The following is a 17,392-nucleotide window of genomic DNA, read 5'->3' as shown; positions in this document are numbered from 1 at the left end:
ATGGGAGTCTGGGGGTCTTGGGTCCTGCCGGGGGGCGGCGACAGGACGTGGGGCGTCCCGTCGGAAGGCGGCAGGATGTCGGGCGTCCCGCCGGGGGGCGGCAGGATCTCGGGCGTCCCGCCGGGTGGCGGGCCTTCTGGCTCGACGGAGCGTGGGCGGGGTTCGGGTTTCTCGGAGAAGGGCGAGGAGCCAGGGTCCCCCGAGGTCGGCCGGGATCCGGGCCTGTCGGGGTGTGGGGGCGGCATGGTTGCGGGTCTCCTACTCGCCGGGCCCGGCGGTCACCGGGCGTGCTCCGTCGCAAGCAGGGACCGTTGTCGGCGCCGTCGCCGCGGTTCGGGTACGGCGGGCCCCACCGCCGCGCCGCGACCGTGGTCGCGGCTGTTCGACAGAGTAACGCGGCCGTCGTCACCGCCGCACTCGGCCGGCGCCGGGCCCGGACCCCTCCCGGGGCCCCAGCCTCAGCCCGCCTCCGCCGGCAGCTCGCACACCGCGATCCCTCGTTCCCACAGGCTTCCGAGGATCAGTCGGCCCTGCGTCACGCACACGCTCGTGACCATGCGGAACCGGGAACGGCGGTCGACGAGGGTGTGGACGACGTGTCCCCCGTCGTCGACCGCGACGACCCCGGCGAACCCGAGGGGCCGATACGGCACCCGTACCGCCACCCGGCTCGCGGCGCTCCGCACGGCCGGACTCGCGCGGTGCAGCCGGTCGAGGGCGCCGATGCGCGGTCCGGCCAGCGCCACCCACAGCAGCCCGCTCTCGGGGTCGCGCCACATGTTGTCGGGCGTGCCCGGCAGGTCCTCGACGAAGGGTTCGCTCGTCCCGGCTCTCGCTCCCGTGAGGTGGACGCGGGTCAGCCGGCGGGCTCCCGTCTCCGCGACCACGAGGAACGACTCGTCGGCGGAGGGCGCGAGGCCGTTGGCGAACTGGAGCCCCTCCAGGACGGCTTCGGGCGCCCCCGCCCCCGGCGCGAGGCGCAACAGCCGCCCCGTCCCGGTGTGTTCGACGATGTCGCCGATCCACTCGTGAAGGGGGTAGCGGCGGCTGGAGACCGTGAAGTACACCGTCCCGTCGGAGAGCGCCACGACATTGCTGCAGAACCGCAGCCGCTCACCGTCCACCTCGTCGGCGAGCACCCGCACCGTGCCGTCGCCGGTCGTGACCCGCAGCAGCCCCAGCTCCGCGTCACACGCCAACAGGTCGCCGTCCGGGAGGAGTTCGAGGCCGAGGGGCCTGCCGCCGGTCTCGGCGAGCGTCTCGACCCGGGCCCGCCCCGGCTCCGCTAGCCCGTCCACCCGCAGGATCCGGCCGTCCTCGACGCCGGTCAGCACCCGCCCGCGCCCGTCGACGACGACGTCCTCGGGCCCGCGCCCGCCGATCCCGACGTACGCCTCCGCCAGGAGTCCCGCCCCCCGTGAAACCGCCCTGCCCGCCATGTCCGCCTCCCGGTGTCCGCCCGATCGCCCGCGCCGGTCCATCCTGGCAGGGGGCCGGGGCGCCCCACGTGGCCTCGGGTTAAGTTGGCCGTCACCGACCAGGGAGACCGCCGTGCCCACCCGCCCCCGCCTGCTGTACGTCACCGACCTGGCCTATCCGGCTCGGGGGCGGCGTTACTGTGACGAGGACATCTTCCTCACCTCCCGGCTGCGCGCCGAGTTCGACCTCGCCCTGTGCCATCCGCTGGACGCGGCGGCCCTGATGGAGGGCTTCGACGCGGTGGTGGTCCGCAACAGCGGGGCCGTCCTGTACTACCAGGAGGCGTACGACGCCTTCCGCGAGCGGGCCCGCGCCCTCGGTACCCGGGTCTACAACCCGCTGACCGGCCGCGGCGACATGGTCGGCAAGCAGTACCTGCCGGACCTCACCGGTGCCGGGTACCCGGTGATCCCCACCGTCGACCGGCCGGAGGACCTGGAGCGGCTGCCGGAGTCCGCCTCGTACGCGGTGAAGCCGAAGGCGGGCGCGGACTCCCTGGGCCTGCGCTTCCTGACCGGCCCCGAGCTTGCGGGCCTGGCCTGGGGCGACGTCCTCGTCCAGCCGCGCGTCGACTTCCGCTACGAGGTGTCCTTCTACTACGTCGACGACACCTTCCAGTACGCCCTGTACGCGCCCGACCCCGACCACCGCTGGGTCCTGGAGCCCTACGAGGCCACGGGGGACGACCTGGACTTCGCCCGCCGTTTCATCGACTGGAACACCCTCGACCACGGCATCCAGCGCGTGGACGCCTGCCGCACCCAGGACGGGGACCTCCTCCTGGTCGAGCTGGAGGACCTGAACCCGTACCTCTCCCTGGACCGGGTCCCCGAGCCGGTCCGGGACACCTTCGTCACGGCCATGGCCCGTTCGCTGCGCGCGTTCCTCGGCGGCTGAACAGCGGAAGGGGCCGCACGTCGAAACGTACGGCCCCTCCGACGCGCCCTTCAGGGGCGTGGGGAGCCGCGCGACCAGCCCCCTCCGGCCCGCGCTGTCACCACGGACCCGTCCGCCGCGCTCACCGGTGGCTGAACCACGCCGCCGCCGGAAGCAGCCGGTCGTCGTACCCGAACAGCGCCTGGTTCTCCCAGCCGTTGCCGGACGCCGCGTCCGTCGGGTCCCAGCCGTTGCCGTTGACAGCGGTCCACGTCGACTCCCAGTAGAAGATGCCGAGACCACGGCCGTTCGGGACGGCCTCGACGATGCTCGCGATGTCCTTCATCCACCGCGTCTGACCGGCGGTCGTGGCCGGGTAGCCGGACACGAGTTCGCTGCTCAGATCGATGATGTTCTCGTGCGAGTCCTCGCTGTCCAGCCGGAACGGGTACGCCGTCTCGGCGACGAACACCGGCTTGGCGTAGCGGGAGGCCGCGTCGTCCAGCGTGGTCTGGAAGTCGGCGAGCGTGCCGTGCCAGTAGCCGTAGTACGACAGGCCGATGACGTCGAACTTCACGTTGTTGGCGACCGCGTTGTCGAACCACCAGCGGGTGCCGGACAGGTCGCCGCCCTTGGCGAGGTGCAGCGCGACCTGGGTGGAGGAGTTGACCGCCTTGACCGCGTCGTAGCCGGAGTTGAGCAGACCGGCGAGCTGCGACCAGTTGGAGGTGGAGCCCGCCGACCACAGCATGCCGCCGTTGATCTCGTTGCCGACCTGGACCATGTCGGCGGTGGTGCCCTGGGACTTGAGGGCGTTGAGGACGTCGTGGGTGTGGTTGTAGACGTCCGTCCGCAGCTGGCTGTAGGAGTGGCCGGTCCACGCGGACGGCACGGTCTGGGCGCCGGGGTCGGCCCAGGTGTCCGAGTAGTGGAAGTCGACCAGCAGCTTCATGCCCTGCGCCTTGACGCGCTTGGCGGCGGCGAGGACCCGTGCCTTGTTGTTGTAGCCGTCGGCGGGGTTGACCCAGACCTTGAGGCGGGCGTAGTTCTGCCCGGCGCCCTTGAGGATGGCGAGCGGGTCGCCGGTGGTGCCGGAGCTGTTCCGGTAGGCGCCGCCCTTGGCCTCGCTCTTGACGATCGAGGACACGTCGGAGCCCTTGATGGGCACGCCCGTCGTACCGGACGCGAAGGTCAGGTCGTCGACGTTGATCCAGTTACCGGCGTTCGCGTCGGAGTTCACGCTGATCGTGCACTGGTTGTTGGTCACCGCGATCGAGGTGACGATCCGGATCCAGCCACTCGCGGAGACCGGGATGTCGGTGCGCTGCTCGGCGCTGCCGCAGTTCTTCAGCGCGAGGTACGCGGAGTTCTGGCCGCCGCCGGAGCGCACCCACGCGGTGAGCTTGTAGTTCCCGTTGGTGAGGCCGGAGAGGTACTGGTACGTCTCCACCTTGTAGGCGGAGGACGACCAGTGGGTGAGGCGGTGACTGCCGCCGTGGCCGCCGGACTCGGTGAAGGAGGCGGCGTTCTGCCCGCCCGCCGAGTACGTCGACCAGCCGGCCGGCGTCGCGGTCCCGGTGCCGTCGGACTCGAAACCCCCGTTGGTGAGGGTGGAGGCGGCGTGGGCCGAGCCGCCAGGCACGGTGGTGAGCGCCAGACCCGCGAACAGCGGTATGAGCAGGGCCCTGAGGGCACGTCTCGCGTGGAACATCGTCGTCCCTTCGACGAAGGTGGGGAGCCGGGTGATGCGGTGCTGTGGCGGCGCCGCGCCCGAAGGCCGTGGGCGCGGCGCCGCCGGGACCGACCGGATGTCCCCAGAGATCCGGTCGGGGTCGGGGATGACCCGGGGCTGGGGAACGGCCCCGGGCGGGGAGCGGCGGCGGTCACCCGTACGGCTCGGTGACCGGTCGCCGCCCACATCTGCTGGTCAGGCGTCGAGGCGTACGACCCTGACGGCCCCGGCGGGCACGGCGAGGCGGCCCGCCGCCCGTTCGCCGGTCAACAACTCCGTGCCGGCCGTGTCCAGCGGCACCTTCGCGTCGAGCGCGGTGTGGTTGATCGCGAAGAGGAAGTCGCCCGACTCGCCCGCACGGCGCACCACTTCGACGTCGCGCGGCAGGTCGGCGCGGGGGGCGATGCCCGCGTCGTCGGCGGCCCAGCCGAGGAGGGCGTCGAGGCCGTGCGCGTCGAGGCGGGTCGACACGTACCAGGCGGAGCCCTCGCCGAGCCGGTGCCGGGTGACGGCGGGCCGGTCGGCGGCGAGTCCGTCGGCGTAGGTCCACACGGGCTCGGCACCGCGCGGCACGACGAACTCGGTCCACACGTCACCCGTGAGTTCGGAGCCGTCGGGGCCGGTGATGCGGACACTCTCCCCGCCGAGCAGCGGCGAGAACTCCTCCACGGTCAGGCCGAGTACGTCGCGCAGGGCGCCGGGGTACGGGCCCTCGTGGACGGCGTCGTGCTCGTCGACGATGCCGGAGAAGTAGGAGACGACGAGGGTGCCGCCGTTCTCGACGTACGCATTGAGATTGTCCCCGGCCGCCTCGGTCATCAGGTACAGCGCGGGAACGACGACAAGGGGATAGGCCGACAAGTCGGCTTCCGGGTGGGCGAAGTCGACGGTGAGGTGGCGGTCGTAGAGGGCCTCGTAGAAGGCGTCGGCGCGTTCGCGGGCCTCGTGGTCCTCGCTGGGGCGCCATGCGAGGTTCTGTGCCCACCAGGAGTGCCAGTCCCACAGGACGGCCACGTCGGCGACGGTCCGGGTGCCGCGGATCTGGCTGAGGGAGTCCAGGGACGCGCCCAGTTCGACGACCTCGCGCCACACGCGTGACTCGGTGCCGGCCTGCGGCAGCATCGCGGAGTGGAACTTCTCGGCGCCGCGCCGGGACTGCCGCCACTGGAAGAACATGGCGCCCTCCGAGCCGCGCGCCACATGGGCGAGGGAGTTGCGGGCCATCTGGCCGGGGGCCTTGGCGGGGTTGCGGGCCTGCCAGTTGATGCCCGAGGTGGAGTGCTCCAGGAGCAGCCAGGGGGCGCCGGCGCCGACGGAGCGGGTGAGGTCGGCGGCCATCGCGAGGTTGACGTGGGTGCGGCGGCCGTCGGTGATCAGGTAGTGGTCGTTGGTGACGAGGTCGACCTCGCGGCCCCAGGCCCAGTAGTCCATGGAGTCGCACTGGCTGAGCGCGGCCATGAAGTTGGTGGTGACCGGGATGCCGGGCGCGAGGCGGTGCAGGATGTCCCGTTCGGCGACGAAGTTCTCGCGGACCGTCTCGTCGGCGAACCGCTTGTAGTCGAGGGCCTGCCCGGGGTTGCCGACCGTGGGGGTCGTGCGGGGCGGGTTGATCTGCGCGAAGTCGGTGTAGTGCTGGCCCCAGAAGGCGGTGCCCCAGGCCTCGTTGAGCGCCGCGACGTCGCCGTAGGTCCGCTCCAGCCAGCGGCGGAAGTGCGCGGCGCAGGAGTCGCAGTAGCAGGCGGAGACGGGGACGCCGTACTCGTTGTGGACGTGCCACAGGGCGAGCGCCGGGTGGTCGGCGTAGCGCTCGGCGAGCTTCGTGGTGATGTTCGCGGCGGCGGCCCGGTAGTCGGTGTTGCTGTGGCAGATGGCGCCGCGCGAGCCGAACTCGTAGCGGGTGCCGTCGGCGGCGACGGGGAGCGCCTCGGGGTGCTCGCGGTAGAACCAGACCGGCGGGACGACCGTGGGGGTGCCGAGGTCGACGCGGACGCCGTTCTCGTGGAGCAGGTCGAGCAGGCGGTCGAGCCACCCGAAGTCGTAGGTGCCTCGTGAGGTCTCCAGCAGGGCCCAGGAGAAGATGCCGACACTCACCATCGTGACGCCGGCCTCGCGCATCAGCCGGACGTCCTCGTGCCAGACGGTTTCCGGCCACTGCTCGGGGTTGTAGTCGCCACCGAAGGCGAGCCTGGTCAGGCCCGTGGGGGTGGTCTCCGGCATGGATCTCTCCCGTTTGGTCGATCATTTGGGAACGTTCACACACAGCGGCGGCGGTGCGGGGCCAACATAACCGCACAGCAACAACCATTGACAAGTGTCCGGGATGTTTCTCTACTGTGAACGCTCACAGACGCACTGGCTGTGAACGCTCACAGCAGCATGGCATGGTCTTCGCAGCAGGCGAGGACCCAGGTCAGGGGAGAACGATCCATGCCCAACATCACGAAGCACCGGCGCTTTGTGGCCACCGCCGTCGCCGTCACACTCGGCGCCACCACACTCGCCGCCTGCGGCGGGTCCGACGACGAGAGCGGGGACCAGTCGGGGCCGGCGAAGCTCACGTACTGGACCTGGACGCCGGGCATGGACAAGGTCGTGGACCTGTGGAACAAGGGTCCCGGCAAGGAGCAGCAGATCACCGTCACGGTGAAGAAGCAGGCCTCCGGCGACACCCTGGTCACCAAGATCCTCACCGCGCACAAGGCGGGCAAGGGCCCGGACCTGGTGCAGGCCGAGTACCAGGCGCTGCCGACCCTGGTCAGCAATGACGCGGTCGCCGACATCGCGGGCGAGGCGGGCGACGCGAAGGGCAAGTTCGCGGACGGTGTCTGGCAGCAGACGACGCTGGGCTCGGACGCCGTGTACGCGATACCGCAGGACATCGGGCCGATGATGTTCTACTACCGCGAGGACCTCTTCAAGAAGTACGACCTCGAAGTCCCCAAGACCTGGGACGAGTTCGCCGAGACCGCGCGCAAGCTGAAGAAGGCGGACGCGGACGTCGACCTCACCACCTTCTCCGCGAACGACTCCGGTCTCTTCGCCGGTCTCGCCCAGCAGGCGGGCGCCCAGTGGTGGACCACCGAGGGCCAGAAGTGGAAGGTCGGCATCGACGACACCGCGACGCAGCGGGTCGCCGACTTCTGGGGCGGTCTGGTCAAGGAGGGCGCCATCGACAACCAGCCGATGTACACCCCGGCCTGGAACAAGGCGCTCAACACCGGCAAGCAGATCGCCTGGGTCAGCGCGGTGTGGGCGCCGGGCACGCTGACCACGGCCGCGCCCGACACCGAAGGCAAGTGGAAGGTGGCGCCGCTGCCGCAGTGGTCGGCCTCCGAGAACACCACCGGCAGCTGGGGCGGCTCCTCGACGGCCGTGACGACGGACTCGAAGAACAAGGGCGCGGCCGCGAAGTTCGCCACCTGGCTGAACACGGACCCGCAGGCGCTCACCGCGTTGGCGAAGGAGGGCGGCATCTACCCGGCCGCCACGACCGCGCAGACCAGTGACGCGTTCGCCGAGCCGCCGGCGTTCTTCTCCAACCAGGCCGACTTCTACACCGTGGCCTCCGAGATCGCGAAGACGACCGCGCCCTCCGCGTGGGGCCCGAACGTGAACGTCGCGTACACCACCTTCAAGGACGCGTTCGGCGCCGCCGCGAAGAACAAGTCGGACTTCGGTGCCGCCCTGAAGACGATGCAGGACGACACGGTCGCCGACATGAAGAAGCAGGGCTTCGAGGTCGCGGAGTGACCAGCGCACGCCGGAGGTCGTACGGGGTCAAGGCGGCCCCGTACGCCTTCCTCCTCCCCGCGACGCTGCTGTTCGCCCTCTTCTTCGCGCTGCCCATCGGCTACGCGGTCTGGCTCAGCCTGCACAAGGTGCAGGTCAAGGGCCTCGGCCTCGGCTCGGGCGCGCGCAGCGAGGTGTGGGCCGGCCTGGAGAACTACACCGACGCGCTGACCGACTCCGAGCTGCTCGACGGCACCCTGCGCGTCCTCGGCTACGGCGCGATCGTGGTCCCGGTCATGCTCGGTCTCGCGCTGGTCTTCGCCCTGATGCTGGACAGCGACAAGGTGCGCCTCGCCCCGTTCACCCGGCTGGCGATCTTCCTGCCGTACGCCGTCCCGGGTGTGGTGGCGGCCCTGCTCTGGGGCTTCCTCTACCTCCCGGACGTCAGCCCCTTCTACTTCGTGCTGGAGAAGCTGGGCCTGCCGCAGCCGGACCTGCTGGACGGCGGCGGCCTCTACGCGGCGCTGTCGAACATCGCGATCTGGGGCGGCACCGGCTTCAACATGATCGTCATCTACACCTCGCTGCAGGCGATCCCCGCCGAGGTGTACGAGGCGGCCAAGCTGGACGGTGCGACGCCGCTGCAGATCGCCCTGAGGATCAAGATCCCGATGGTGGCGCCCTCGCTGGTGCTCACCTTCTTCTTCTCGATCATCGCCACGCTCCAGGTGTTCAGCGAGCCCACGACCCTCAAGCCGCTCACCAACTCGGTCTCCACGACGTGGAGTCCGCTGATGAAGGTGTACCGGGACGCCTTCGGCGAGGGCGACATCCACTCGGCGGCCGCCGGCGCGGTGATCATCGCCGTGGCGACCCTGGTCCTCTCCTTCGGGTTCCTGAGGGCCGCGAACTCCCGTCAGAAGCAGGAGGCAGCAGGATGAGTTCTCTTGCCGTACGCAAGGCCGCCCCGGCGGCGGGGACGGCACCGGGCACCGCCCAGGGCCCGCCGCTGCGCCGCCGGATCGCGCTCGTCCCGACGCTCAACCTGCTGCTGGGCGCGATCTACTGTCTACTCCCGGTCGCCTGGGTGCTGATCGCGGCCACCAAGTCGGGCAGCGAGCTGTTCTCCACCTTCACCTTCCTGCCGGGCACCGGGTTCGCGGACAACCTGTCCGACCTGAACGCCTACCGCGACGGTGTCTACTGGCAGTGGATGGGCAACTCCGCCCTCTACGCGGGCCTCGGCGCCCTCCTGTCGACGGCCGTCTCCGCGATCAGCGGCTACGCGCTGGCGATCTACCGCTTCAAGGGCCGCGAGGCCGTCTTCAACGTCCTGATGGCGGGCGTGCTGATGCCGCCGGTGATCCTGGCGATCCCGCAGTACCTGCTGATGGCCAAGGCGGACCTGGCGGACAGCTACTGGTCGGTGCTGCTCCCGCTGGTCCTCTCCCCGTACGGCGTGTACCTGTCCCGGATCTACGCCGCTGCCGCCGTCCCCGCCGACGTGGTGGAGGCCGGGCGGATGGACGGGGCGAGCGAGTGGCGGATCTTCACCCGGATCGCGCTGCCGATGATGGTGCCGGGGCTGGTGACGGTCTTCCTGTTCCAGTTCGTGGCGGTCTGGAACAACTTCCTGCTGCCGTACATCATGCTCAGCGACGACGAGAAGTTCCCGATCACCCTCGGCCTTTTCACGCTCCTCGAACAGGGCTCCAACACGCCGGCGCTCTACACCCTGGTGATCACGGGCGCGCTGCTCGCGGTGGTCCCGCTGATCGCGCTGTTCCTGGTCATCCAGCGGTTCTGGAGCCTCGATCTGCTCTCCGGAGCCGTAAAGTCATGACCATGAGCAACACGGGGGGCAGGCGCAAACCGCCGACCATTCACGACGTGGCGCGCGAGGCGGGAGTCTCCAGGGGAACCGTCTCACGCGTGCTCAACGGCGGTCACTACGTCAGCCCGACGGCAGCCGAGGCGGTCAACGCCGCGATCCGTAAAACGGGTTACGTCGTGAACCGGCACGCGCGCTCGCTGATCACGGGCCGTTCCGACTCGATCGGCTTCCTGCTGACGGAACCGCAGGAGAAGCTCTTCGAGGACCCCAACTTCAATGTCCTCCTGCGGTGTTGTACCCAGGCGCTGGCCGCGCACGACATCCCGCTGCTGCTGATGGTGGCGGGTACGGAGGACGAGCGGCGGCGGATCACGCGGTACATCACGGCGGGCCACGTCGACGGTGTGCTGGTGGTGTCCAGCCACTCCGCGGACCCGGTCGCCCAGGAGCTGCGCGAGGCGGGCATTCCCCTCGTCCAGTGCGGCAAGCCCATGACGCCCGGCTCCAAGGTGAGTTACGTGGCCGCCGACGACCGCGACGGCGCCCGTGACATGGTGCGCCATCTGCTGTCGCTGGGCCGTCGGCGAATCGGTGTCGTGTCCGGCCCGCTGGACTCGCCCGGCGGTGTAGACCGCCTCGCCGGCTACAAGGAGGTGCTCGCCGAGGCGGGCGTCGAGATCGACGAGCGGCTCATCGCCTCCGGTGACTACAGCCGGGCCAGCGGTGAGGCGGGCACCGACCTGCTGCTGCAGCGGGCCCCCGACCTGGACGCCGTGTTCGTGGCCTCCGACCTGATGGCGCAGGGCGCCCTGGCGGCGCTGCGCCGGGCGGGCCGCCGGGTCCCCGAGGACGTGTCCGTGGGCGGCTTCGACGACTCGGCCGCGGCGACGGAGTCCGTCCCGGCTCTCACCACCATCCGCCAGCCCTACGACCGGATCAGCAACGAGATGGTGCGGGTCCTGCTGGCGCAGATCGGCGGCGAGGCCCCGGCCGCGGTGATCCTGCCGACGGAGCTGGTGCGGCGGGAGTCGACCTGAGGCCGAGGCGCGTCCGGGGCCCGTGCCGCGTCAGTCGACCTGAAGCCGAAGCCCGTCCGGGGCCCGTGCCGCGTCAGTGGTGCACGGGCTCCCGGTCGGGTGTCCGTGTCTCCTCGGTGACCCGGGTGCCCGGGTGCCGCAGGGCGCACAGGAACCCGATGCCGAGCGCGATGGCCATGCCGTAGAACACCCACTGGTTGGCCTCGGCGAAGTCCATGCGGATGGCGTCCATCGAGTCGCGCATCACCGCGGCGACCTCGCTGTCCCCGCCCGGTGCCTGGCTGTCCGGATTGCCGGTGACCGCCTCGGAGACGTCACGGGCCACGTCCCGCGCCGCGTCGTCCGGCACCCCCCTGGACGTCAGCGTCTCGACGACCTTGTCGGTGGTGACATGCGTCAGGATCGTGCCGTACACCGCGAGGCCCACGGCCGCCGCGTAGTTGCGCACGGTCTGGGTGATGCCGGTGACCTCGCCGTACGAGGCGTCGAGGGACCGGTTCACCGCGTCGGTCGAGGCGGGCGCGAGCAGGAAGCCGATGCCGGCGCCGGCGAGGGCTACGTAGGGCCACTGGTCGTGCATCGAGAGGTCCGTCAGCTTGTTCGCCCACAGGGCGAAGCCGACCGCGCCGAGCGCCGTGCCCAGTTTCAGCGCGGGCCGGGCCCCGCGTTTGTCGAGGATCCGGCCGCCCCACTGGGAGGCGATGGCGAAGCCGATGAAGAAGTACAGCAGGAACAGCGCCGCCTGGTTGGGTGAGGCGCTGAGCGAGACCTGCGCGTACACCGAGGCGAAGAAGAACAGGGGGACGAAGGCGAGCATCGCGAAGAACAGGACGGCCGCGTCGACGCTGAAGGCCTTGTCGCGGAAGACGTGGAGCTTGGTGAGCGGTTCGGCGACGCGGAGTTCGTAGACGCAGAACAGCACGAGGACCGCGAGTCCGCCGAGGATGCAGGCCCAGGTGGCCGCGCTGCTCCAGCCCCAGGCGGAGGCCTGTTGCAGACCGAGCACGCTCAGCCCCATGCCGACGGCGACGAGGACGGCACCGGGCAGGTCGAGACGTTCGCGGCGGGCCTGGTGCGGGATGCGGGCGAGCGCGGTCAGGACGAGGGCGGTGATCGCGACGGGCACGTTGACCCAGAAGATCGCCCGCCAGGTCCAGCTGGTGAGCCAGCCGCCGAGGAGCGGGCCGAGCGCGGTGAGGGCGCCGGACAGTCCGAAGAACAGGGCGAGGGCCCGTCCCCGCTTGTCGACCGGGAAGACGGCGACGACGACGGCGAGCGCGGCCGGGAACATCAGCGCGGCGCCCAGGCCCTGGGTGGCGCGGAAGACGATCAGCCAGCCCAGGGCGAAGCTGTCGTCGGGGACGCAGCCGCAGAGCACTGAGGAGACGACGAAGAGGAGGGTGCCGATCACCATCATCCGGCGGTGCCCGAGGATGTCGGCGAGCCGGCCGCCGAGCGCGAAGAACGCGGCCAGGGCCAGCAGATAGGCGTTGACCACCCACTGCATGCCCGACGAGGAGAGATCGAGTTCGTCGACGATGCTCGGGGCGGCGATGGCGACGATCGTCTGGTCGATGAAGGTCATCGACACGGCGAACATCATCGCCGCGAGAGCCAGGGTCTGGTGGGGCGCGGCGGAGCCGGATGCGGCGGGCCCGGGACCGGAATGTTCCTTTGTATCGGCCATACCGCGAATGCTCCCTTGATCCGCTTCCATGCGCATGCGCTCGGGAGCGGCGCACGGTAAGGAGCCGGGACTCCCGGTCACCACCCGAACGGCCGTCCGAAGATCGCGTTGTCACCGGGGTCGGAGGCCCGACTCGGGGTACTCGACGCGCACCGGCCCCGGATCCGGTTGGACACTGGAGTGCGGCCGGGGTGCGCCGACGGACGAGACCAGGACACGACTGCCATGAACAGCGACAGCGATCACCGGGACGACGAGCACGTCGTCTCCAGCCATTCCGTCTTCGGCGCGCCCTGCTGGGTGAGCCTCACCAGCCGGGACCTGCCGGCCACGGAGGACTTCTACGCCGCCGTGCTGGGCTGGAAGTGGCGCACCGCCAAGCTCGGCGACCACTTCCGCATCGCACTGGCCGACGGTGTGCCGGTCGCCGGGATCGCCGGTGTGGCCTCCCTGTGGCAGATGGCGGTCGCCTGGACGCCGTACTTCGCCGTGTCGGACGCCGACGCGGCCGCGTCCCGGGCCAGGGAGCGCGGCGGCACGGTCGCGGTCGGCCCCCTCTCCTTCCCGCCCGGCCGTGCCGCCCTGCTGGCGGACCGGCACGGCGCCTCCTTCGGGATCTGGGAGGGCACCCTCTTCACGGACTGGGAGACCTGGCGCAAGGCGGCCCCGGCCTTCATCCGGCTGCACACCCGGGACGCCTTCGACGCGGCGATCTTCTACGGCGAGGTCCTGGAGTGGGCCACCGAGAAGCCCGGCTGCTGCGAGGTGCGCTACGAGGCGAACGAGGTCGTCCTGCGCAGCGAGGGCGAGGTGGTGGCCCGGATCACCTCCGGCGCGCTGGAGGCCGCGCCCGATCCCACGATCCGCCCGCACTGGCAGGTCCACTTCTCCGTCTCCGACGTGGCGGCCCGGGTCGAGGCCGCCCTGCACCACGGCGGCACGATCCTCACCCAGGACGCGCACGAGGCGGTCCTCCGCGACCCCGACGGTGCCCAGTTCACGATCACGTCGCGCGGCGAACGCTGACCGAACCGGCCGGGGCTCAGCCGGCCCGGGAGGGTCGTGACAGCAGCATCAGTCCCCGCGCCTCGACGGTGATCTCGGCGCCCGCCTTGTGCTCGGACTCGTCCGGAACGCCGTCCGGCTCCGCCGTCGTGTCGACCCGGGTCGCCCAGCGCTCGCCGTACGCGGTGCCGGGGAGCCGGAAGACCCGCGGCTCCCAGTGGCTGTTCAGCAGGAGCAGGAAGGAGTCGTCGACGACGGGGTCGCCGTGGTGGTCGCGTTCGGCGATGGCGTCGCCGTTGAGGAACACGGCCACGGCGTGGGCGTCGGAGCGGTCCCAGTCGGCGTCCGTCATCTCGCGGGCGTCCGGCCGCAGCCACACCAGGTCCGGCAGCGGCCGGCCCGGGCGGGTCGGTGTGTCACCCCGGAAGAAGCGGCGGCGGCGCAGCACCGGATGTGCGGCGCGCAGGTCGATCAGGTCGCGGGTGAAGGCGAGCAGCGCGCGCCGTTCGTCGTCCAGCCGCCAGTCGAGCCAGGAGAGCTCGTTGTCCTGGCAGTAGGCGTTGTTGTTGCCGCGCTGGGTGCGGCCCGACTCGTCGCCGTGGCAGATCATGGGGATGCCCTGGGACAGCAGCAGGGTGGCCAGCAGGTTGCGTTGCTGTCGGGCGCGCAGGGCGAGGACGCGCGGGTCCCGGGTGGGTCCTTCCTCTCCGCAGTTCCAGGAGCGGTTGACGCTCTCGCCGTCCCGGTTGCCCTCGCCGTTGGCCTCGTTGTGCTTGTCGTCGTAGGAGACCAGGTCCCGCAGGGTGAAACCGTCGTGCGCGGTGACGAAGTTGACGCTCGCGCGCGGGCGGCGCCGGCTGTGCTCGTAGAGGTCGGCGGAGCCGGTCAGCCGGGACGCGAACTCGCCGAGCGTATGGGGACGTCCGCGCCAGAAGTCCCGTACGGCGTCGCGGTACCTGCCGTTCCATTCGGACCACAGGGGCGGGAAGTTGCCGACCTGGTAGCCGCCCTCGCCGACGTCCCAGGGTTCGGCGATGAGCTTGACCCTGCTGATCACGGGGTCCTGCTGGATCAGGTCGAAGAACGCCGAGAGGCGGTCCACCTCGTGGAACTGCCGGGCCAGCGTGGCGGCCAGGTCGAAGCGGAAGCCGTCCACGTGCATCTCGGTGACCCAGTACCGCAACGAGTCCATGATCAGTTGCAGGACGTACGGGTGTCGCATCAGGAGGCTGTTTCCGGTGCCGGTGGTGTCGTAGTAGTGCGCCCAGTCGCCGTCCACGAGGCGGTAGTACGAGCTGTTGTCGATGCCGCGGAAGGAGAGGGTGGGGCCCTTCTCGTTGCCCTCGGCGGTGTGGTTGTAGACCACGTCGAGGATCACTTCGAGACCGGCCGCGTGCAGGGCCTTGACCATCGACTTGAACTCGGTGACCTGCCGGCCCCGGGTGCCGCGGGCGGCGTAGGCGTTGTGGGGCGCGAAGAACCCGATGGTGTTGTAGCCCCAGTAGTTGACGAGCCCCCGGTCCTGGAGGACGCCGTCCTGCACGAACTGGTGGACCGGCATCAGCTCGATCGCGGTCACGCCCAGCGAGGTGAGGTGCTCGACGACGGCGGGGTGGGCCAACCCGGCGTAGGTGCCGCGCAGTTCGGGGGGAACATCGGGGTGGGTGCGGGTGAGGCCGCGGACGTGCGCCTCGTAGATGACGGTCTCGGCGTACGGCCGTCGCGGCGGGCGGTCGTCGCCCCAGTCGAAGAACGGGTCGGTGACGACGCCGAGCATGGTGTGCCCGGCGCTGTCGGCGCCGGGTTCACGGAGGGAGGGGTGGTTGTCCACCTGTCCGTCGACGGCCGTGGTGTAAGGGTCGAGCAGCAGTTTCGCGGGATCGCAGCGGTGGCCGGCGGCGGGGTCCCAGGGGCCGTGCACCCGGTATCCGTAGCGCTGCCCGGGGCCGACGCCGGGGAGTCGGCCGTGCCAGACGAAACCGTCGACCTCGGTGAGCGGGACGGAGCGATGGCGGCCCGCGTCGTCGACGAGCACGAGGTCGACGCGGTCGGCGACCTCGCTGAAGAGGGCGAAGTTGGTGCCGGTGCCGTCGTAGGAGGCGCCCAGCGGGTAGGGGTGCCCGCTCCACACGGGCACCCCTTCACGGTTCGGGCGCACGGTCACCGCGCGACTTCGAGGGTGTCCGAGGCTTCGCCGTCGGGCGCGCCGGCGAGCGCCGCGACGGGCATCTCGCGGGGCACCTGGAGCATTTCGCGCAGGGCCGGCTCGGGCGCCGTCGGCACCAGGGGCACGCTCTGGTCGACGGGTGCCCGCTGGGTGAACCAGATGACCGTGCTGCCGGTGTCCGTGGAGCAGCAGCCCCAGCCGTCGCTGAGCGCCGCGATACGGGTCAGGCAGGGGCGCAACTCCCGGTCGGGGCGCAGTTCCCGGTCGTTCTCGGCCACCGCCGAGATGAGGTGCTGACCGTTCCACCACATCTCGATCGACGTCTTCTTGTCCGTCGCGTGCTCCTCGATGGCGTGCAGGAGCAGTTCGGCGCTGTGGCAGACGGGCTGGACGAGGGTCTCCAGGTCCCAGAACCGGAGGTGAGCGGCCAGGATGCGGCTGACCTGCCCGACCCGCTCCGGACTGACTTCCACGTCGAGGTGGTAGTAGCGAGGCACTGCGGTCTTCATCGTCGTTGGCTCCTCACCGGCGAAGCCCCGCCTCGTGTGCACGAAGCGTGAGCACCGATTACTTCTGAGTCACCTCCAGGGTGGGTGGGCTACGCCATTCGTGCAACACGAGCGACTCCCGAGGTCGTTGAAGAACCAACAAGACGCGTGGTGGTTGCGCGTGCACCATGAGTGAAGGCATCGGCTCCGTCAGGCGCCGGTGTCCCTCCGTGCACGACCTCCCCCGGGAAGCGTGCTCCGCCGAGAGTGCCGGGAGGGACCAGCACATGCTGCTGCCCGCCAAGAACGAGGTGGCCAGACATCTGCGGCGCTACCGCACCTGGGAACGCGTGATGCTCGCGTCCCCGGCCGACCGCGCCGCCCGGGACAGTTTCGAGGACTCGGGCTACACGCTGTGCGTCCTGATGGGCAAACGCTGTGCCCGCGAGGCCGTGGCGGCCGCCGAGCGTTATCTGCAGACGAGCCTGCCCGCCTATCTCCAGGAGCAGGGCGACCGTCCCCAGCAGGAGCCCGGCGGCAAGTCCCGTAAGGACCGGGCCCGTAAGGACCGGGCCGGTAAGGGGACCGGCAAGACCCGGACCGGCGAGAGCCGTTCCGCCAGAGGTGGTCCGCCGCCCGGTCGGCGTTCCACGGCAGGGCTGTAGACCCGCAGAGCACCCGTTCGGCCGAGTGCCGAATCCCCGAGCACGGCGGAGGTGAGACCCATGAGCCCGACTCCGGCCCCGGCCGTCGGCCGCGTCCCCGTCAGGGATGTCCGCCCGCTCGTCGAGTGCGGCAGGCGTCCCGCGAAGGCGGTCGTCGGCGAGACCTTCGAGGTCACCGCGACGCTGTTCCGCGAGGGGCACGGCGTGGTGGCCGCCAATGTCGTGCTCAAGGACCCCGAGGGCCGTCCGGCCCCGTGGACCCCGATGCGCGAACTGGCCCCCGGCACCGACCGTTGGGGCGCCTTCGTCACCCCCACCTCCGAGGGCCGCTGGACCTACCGCGTCGAGGCCTGGAGCGACCCCGTCGCCACCTGGCGTCACACCGCCCGGATCAAGGTCCCGGCCGGCATCGACACGGGGCTCGTGCTGGAGGAGGGCGCCGAACTGTTCGTACGGGCGGCCGCCGGGGTGCCGGAGGCGGACCTGCACGCGGTCCTGGTGGCGGTGGTCGGCAGGCTCCGCGACGACACCCTGCCGGCCGCCGACCGGCTGGCGGCGGCGTTGGCGCCGGAGGTGGACGAGGTCCTCACCCGTCATCCCCTGCGGGAACTGGTCACCTCCTCCGAGCCGTTGCCCCTGCTGGTGGAACGCGAACGCGCCCTGTTCGGCTCCTGGTACGAGTTCTTCCCCCGC

Annotated in this window: 14 protein-coding genes; 8 read left to right on the top strand and 6 right to left on the bottom strand. The window is 70.9% G+C overall.

The window, feature by feature from the left end; all coding sequences use genetic code 11:
• Positions 1-458: 458 nt before the first annotated feature.
• On the bottom strand, positions 459-1,439 hold the full coding sequence (locus tag P1P70_RS24965) for an SMP-30/gluconolactonase/LRE family protein (RefSeq protein ID WP_319241435.1): 981 nt from the start codon (positions 1,437-1,439) through the stop codon (positions 459-461).
• A 112-nt stretch (positions 1,440-1,551) separates the two neighbouring features.
• Between P1P70_RS24965 and P1P70_RS24960 the strand changes: the two genes are divergently transcribed.
• On the top strand, positions 1,552-2,376 hold the full coding sequence (locus P1P70_RS24960) for a hypothetical protein (protein WP_319241432.1): 825 nt from the start codon (positions 1,552-1,554) through the stop codon (positions 2,374-2,376).
• Between the two features lie 121 nt (positions 2,377-2,497).
• Here P1P70_RS24960 and P1P70_RS24955 read toward each other — a convergent pair whose 3' ends face one another.
• Both P1P70_RS24955 and P1P70_RS24950 read right to left on the bottom strand, forming a co-directional pair.
• The gene (locus P1P70_RS24955; RefSeq protein ID WP_319241430.1) at positions 2,498-4,066 is read right to left on the bottom strand and encodes an arabinogalactan endo-1,4-beta-galactosidase; all 1,569 of its coding nucleotides are present in this window, start codon (positions 4,064-4,066) and stop codon (positions 2,498-2,500) included.
• Between the two features lie 216 nt (positions 4,067-4,282).
• Positions 4,283-6,304 (bottom strand): beta-galactosidase, encoded by a 2,022-nt coding sequence (locus tag P1P70_RS24950; protein ID WP_319241428.1) that lies wholly within the window; start codon positions 6,302-6,304, stop codon positions 4,283-4,285.
• A gap of 210 nt (positions 6,305-6,514) precedes the next feature.
• Between P1P70_RS24950 and P1P70_RS24945 the strand changes: the two genes are divergently transcribed.
• The 4 genes from P1P70_RS24945 to P1P70_RS24930 are packed head-to-tail and all read left to right on the top strand — an operon-like array spanning position 6,515 to position 10,687.
• Positions 6,515-7,837 (top strand): extracellular solute-binding protein, encoded by a 1,323-nt coding sequence (locus P1P70_RS24945; RefSeq protein ID WP_319241426.1) that lies wholly within the window; start codon positions 6,515-6,517, stop codon positions 7,835-7,837.
• Entirely contained in the window at positions 7,834-8,757 is a 924-nt protein-coding gene (locus P1P70_RS24940) for a sugar ABC transporter permease (RefSeq protein ID WP_319241424.1), read from the top strand. Before P1P70_RS24945 ends, P1P70_RS24940 begins: the two co-directional genes overlap by 4 nt.
• Positions 8,754-9,659: a carbohydrate ABC transporter permease gene (locus P1P70_RS24935; protein WP_319241422.1), complete on the top strand. Its 906-nt coding sequence runs from the start codon at positions 8,754-8,756 to the stop codon at positions 9,657-9,659. Before P1P70_RS24940 ends, P1P70_RS24935 begins: the two co-directional genes overlap by 4 nt.
• Positions 9,656-10,687: a LacI family DNA-binding transcriptional regulator gene (locus P1P70_RS24930; protein WP_319241420.1), complete on the top strand. Its 1,032-nt coding sequence runs from the start codon at positions 9,656-9,658 to the stop codon at positions 10,685-10,687. The genes P1P70_RS24935 and P1P70_RS24930 overlap by 4 nt, the downstream gene beginning before the upstream one ends.
• A 73-nt stretch (positions 10,688-10,760) precedes the next feature.
• Here P1P70_RS24930 and P1P70_RS24925 read toward each other — a convergent pair whose 3' ends face one another.
• Positions 10,761-12,374: an MFS transporter gene (locus tag P1P70_RS24925; RefSeq protein WP_319241418.1), complete on the bottom strand. Its 1,614-nt coding sequence runs from the start codon at positions 12,372-12,374 to the stop codon at positions 10,761-10,763.
• 225 nt (positions 12,375-12,599) lie between these two features.
• Between P1P70_RS24925 and P1P70_RS24920 the strand changes: the two genes are divergently transcribed.
• Positions 12,600-13,400, top strand: a complete 801-nt coding sequence (locus P1P70_RS24920; RefSeq protein WP_319241416.1) for a VOC family protein — start codon at positions 12,600-12,602, stop codon at positions 13,398-13,400.
• Positions 13,401-13,416: 16 nt separating this feature from the next.
• Here the strand turns inward: P1P70_RS24920 and glgX are convergent, their stop codons facing one another.
• Positions 13,417-15,516, bottom strand: coding sequence for a glycogen debranching protein GlgX (gene glgX / locus P1P70_RS24915; RefSeq protein ID WP_319241414.1), 2,100 nt, complete (start codon positions 15,514-15,516; stop codon positions 13,417-13,419).
• A 23-nt stretch (positions 15,517-15,539) separates the two neighbouring features.
• Positions 15,540-16,055 (bottom strand): pep a2, encoded by a 516-nt coding sequence (locus P1P70_RS24910; protein ID WP_319241412.1) that lies wholly within the window; start codon positions 16,053-16,055, stop codon positions 15,540-15,542.
• 266 nt (positions 16,056-16,321) lie between these two features.
• Here P1P70_RS24910 and P1P70_RS24905 point away from each other — a divergent pair, with 266 nt between their 5' ends.
• The gene (locus P1P70_RS24905) at positions 16,322-16,699 is read left to right on the top strand and encodes a DUF5133 domain-containing protein (RefSeq protein ID WP_319241410.1); all 378 of its coding nucleotides are present in this window, start codon (positions 16,322-16,324) and stop codon (positions 16,697-16,699) included.
• 60 nt (positions 16,700-16,759) lie between these two features.
• Positions 16,760-17,392, top strand: a 633-nt coding sequence (locus P1P70_RS24900) for a maltotransferase domain-containing protein (protein WP_319241407.1), incomplete at its 3' end; no start/stop codon positions are given.

Origin of the sequence: Streptomyces sp. MB09-02B, assembly GCF_033794485.1 — a bacterium.
Taxonomy (GTDB): domain Bacteria; phylum Actinomycetota; class Actinomycetes; order Streptomycetales; family Streptomycetaceae; genus Streptomyces.
Note: the sequence above shows the minus strand (reverse complement) of the source record. Positions and strands in the feature narration are given on the sequence as shown.

What these genes read in the sequence shown, in the direction of transcription:
- P1P70_RS24965 (WP_319241435.1), bottom strand. Translation starts at nt 1,439, where the DNA reads ATGGCGGGCAGGGCGGTTTCACGGGGGGCGGGACTCCTGGCGGAGGCG.
- P1P70_RS24955 (WP_319241430.1), bottom strand. Translation starts at nt 4,066, where the DNA reads ATGTTCCACGCGAGACGTGCCCTCAGGGCCCTGCTCATACCGCTGTTC.
- P1P70_RS24950 (WP_319241428.1), bottom strand. Translation starts at nt 6,304, where the DNA reads ATGCCGGAGACCACCCCCACGGGCCTGACCAGGCTCGCCTTCGGTGGC.
- P1P70_RS24945 (WP_319241426.1), top strand. Translation starts at nt 6,515, where the DNA reads ATGCCCAACATCACGAAGCACCGGCGCTTTGTGGCCACCGCCGTCGCC.
- P1P70_RS24935 (WP_319241422.1), top strand. Translation starts at nt 8,754, where the DNA reads ATGAGTTCTCTTGCCGTACGCAAGGCCGCCCCGGCGGCGGGGACGGCA.
- P1P70_RS24930 (WP_319241420.1), top strand. Translation starts at nt 9,656, where the DNA reads ATGACCATGAGCAACACGGGGGGCAGGCGCAAACCGCCGACCATTCAC.
- P1P70_RS24925 (WP_319241418.1), bottom strand. Translation starts at nt 12,374, where the DNA reads ATGGCCGATACAAAGGAACATTCCGGTCCCGGGCCCGCCGCATCCGGC.
- P1P70_RS24920 (WP_319241416.1), top strand. Translation starts at nt 12,600, where the DNA reads ATGAACAGCGACAGCGATCACCGGGACGACGAGCACGTCGTCTCCAGC.
- P1P70_RS24910 (WP_319241412.1), bottom strand. Translation starts at nt 16,055, where the DNA reads ATGAAGACCGCAGTGCCTCGCTACTACCACCTCGACGTGGAAGTCAGT.
- P1P70_RS24905 (WP_319241410.1), top strand. Translation starts at nt 16,322, where the DNA reads ATGCTGCTGCCCGCCAAGAACGAGGTGGCCAGACATCTGCGGCGCTAC.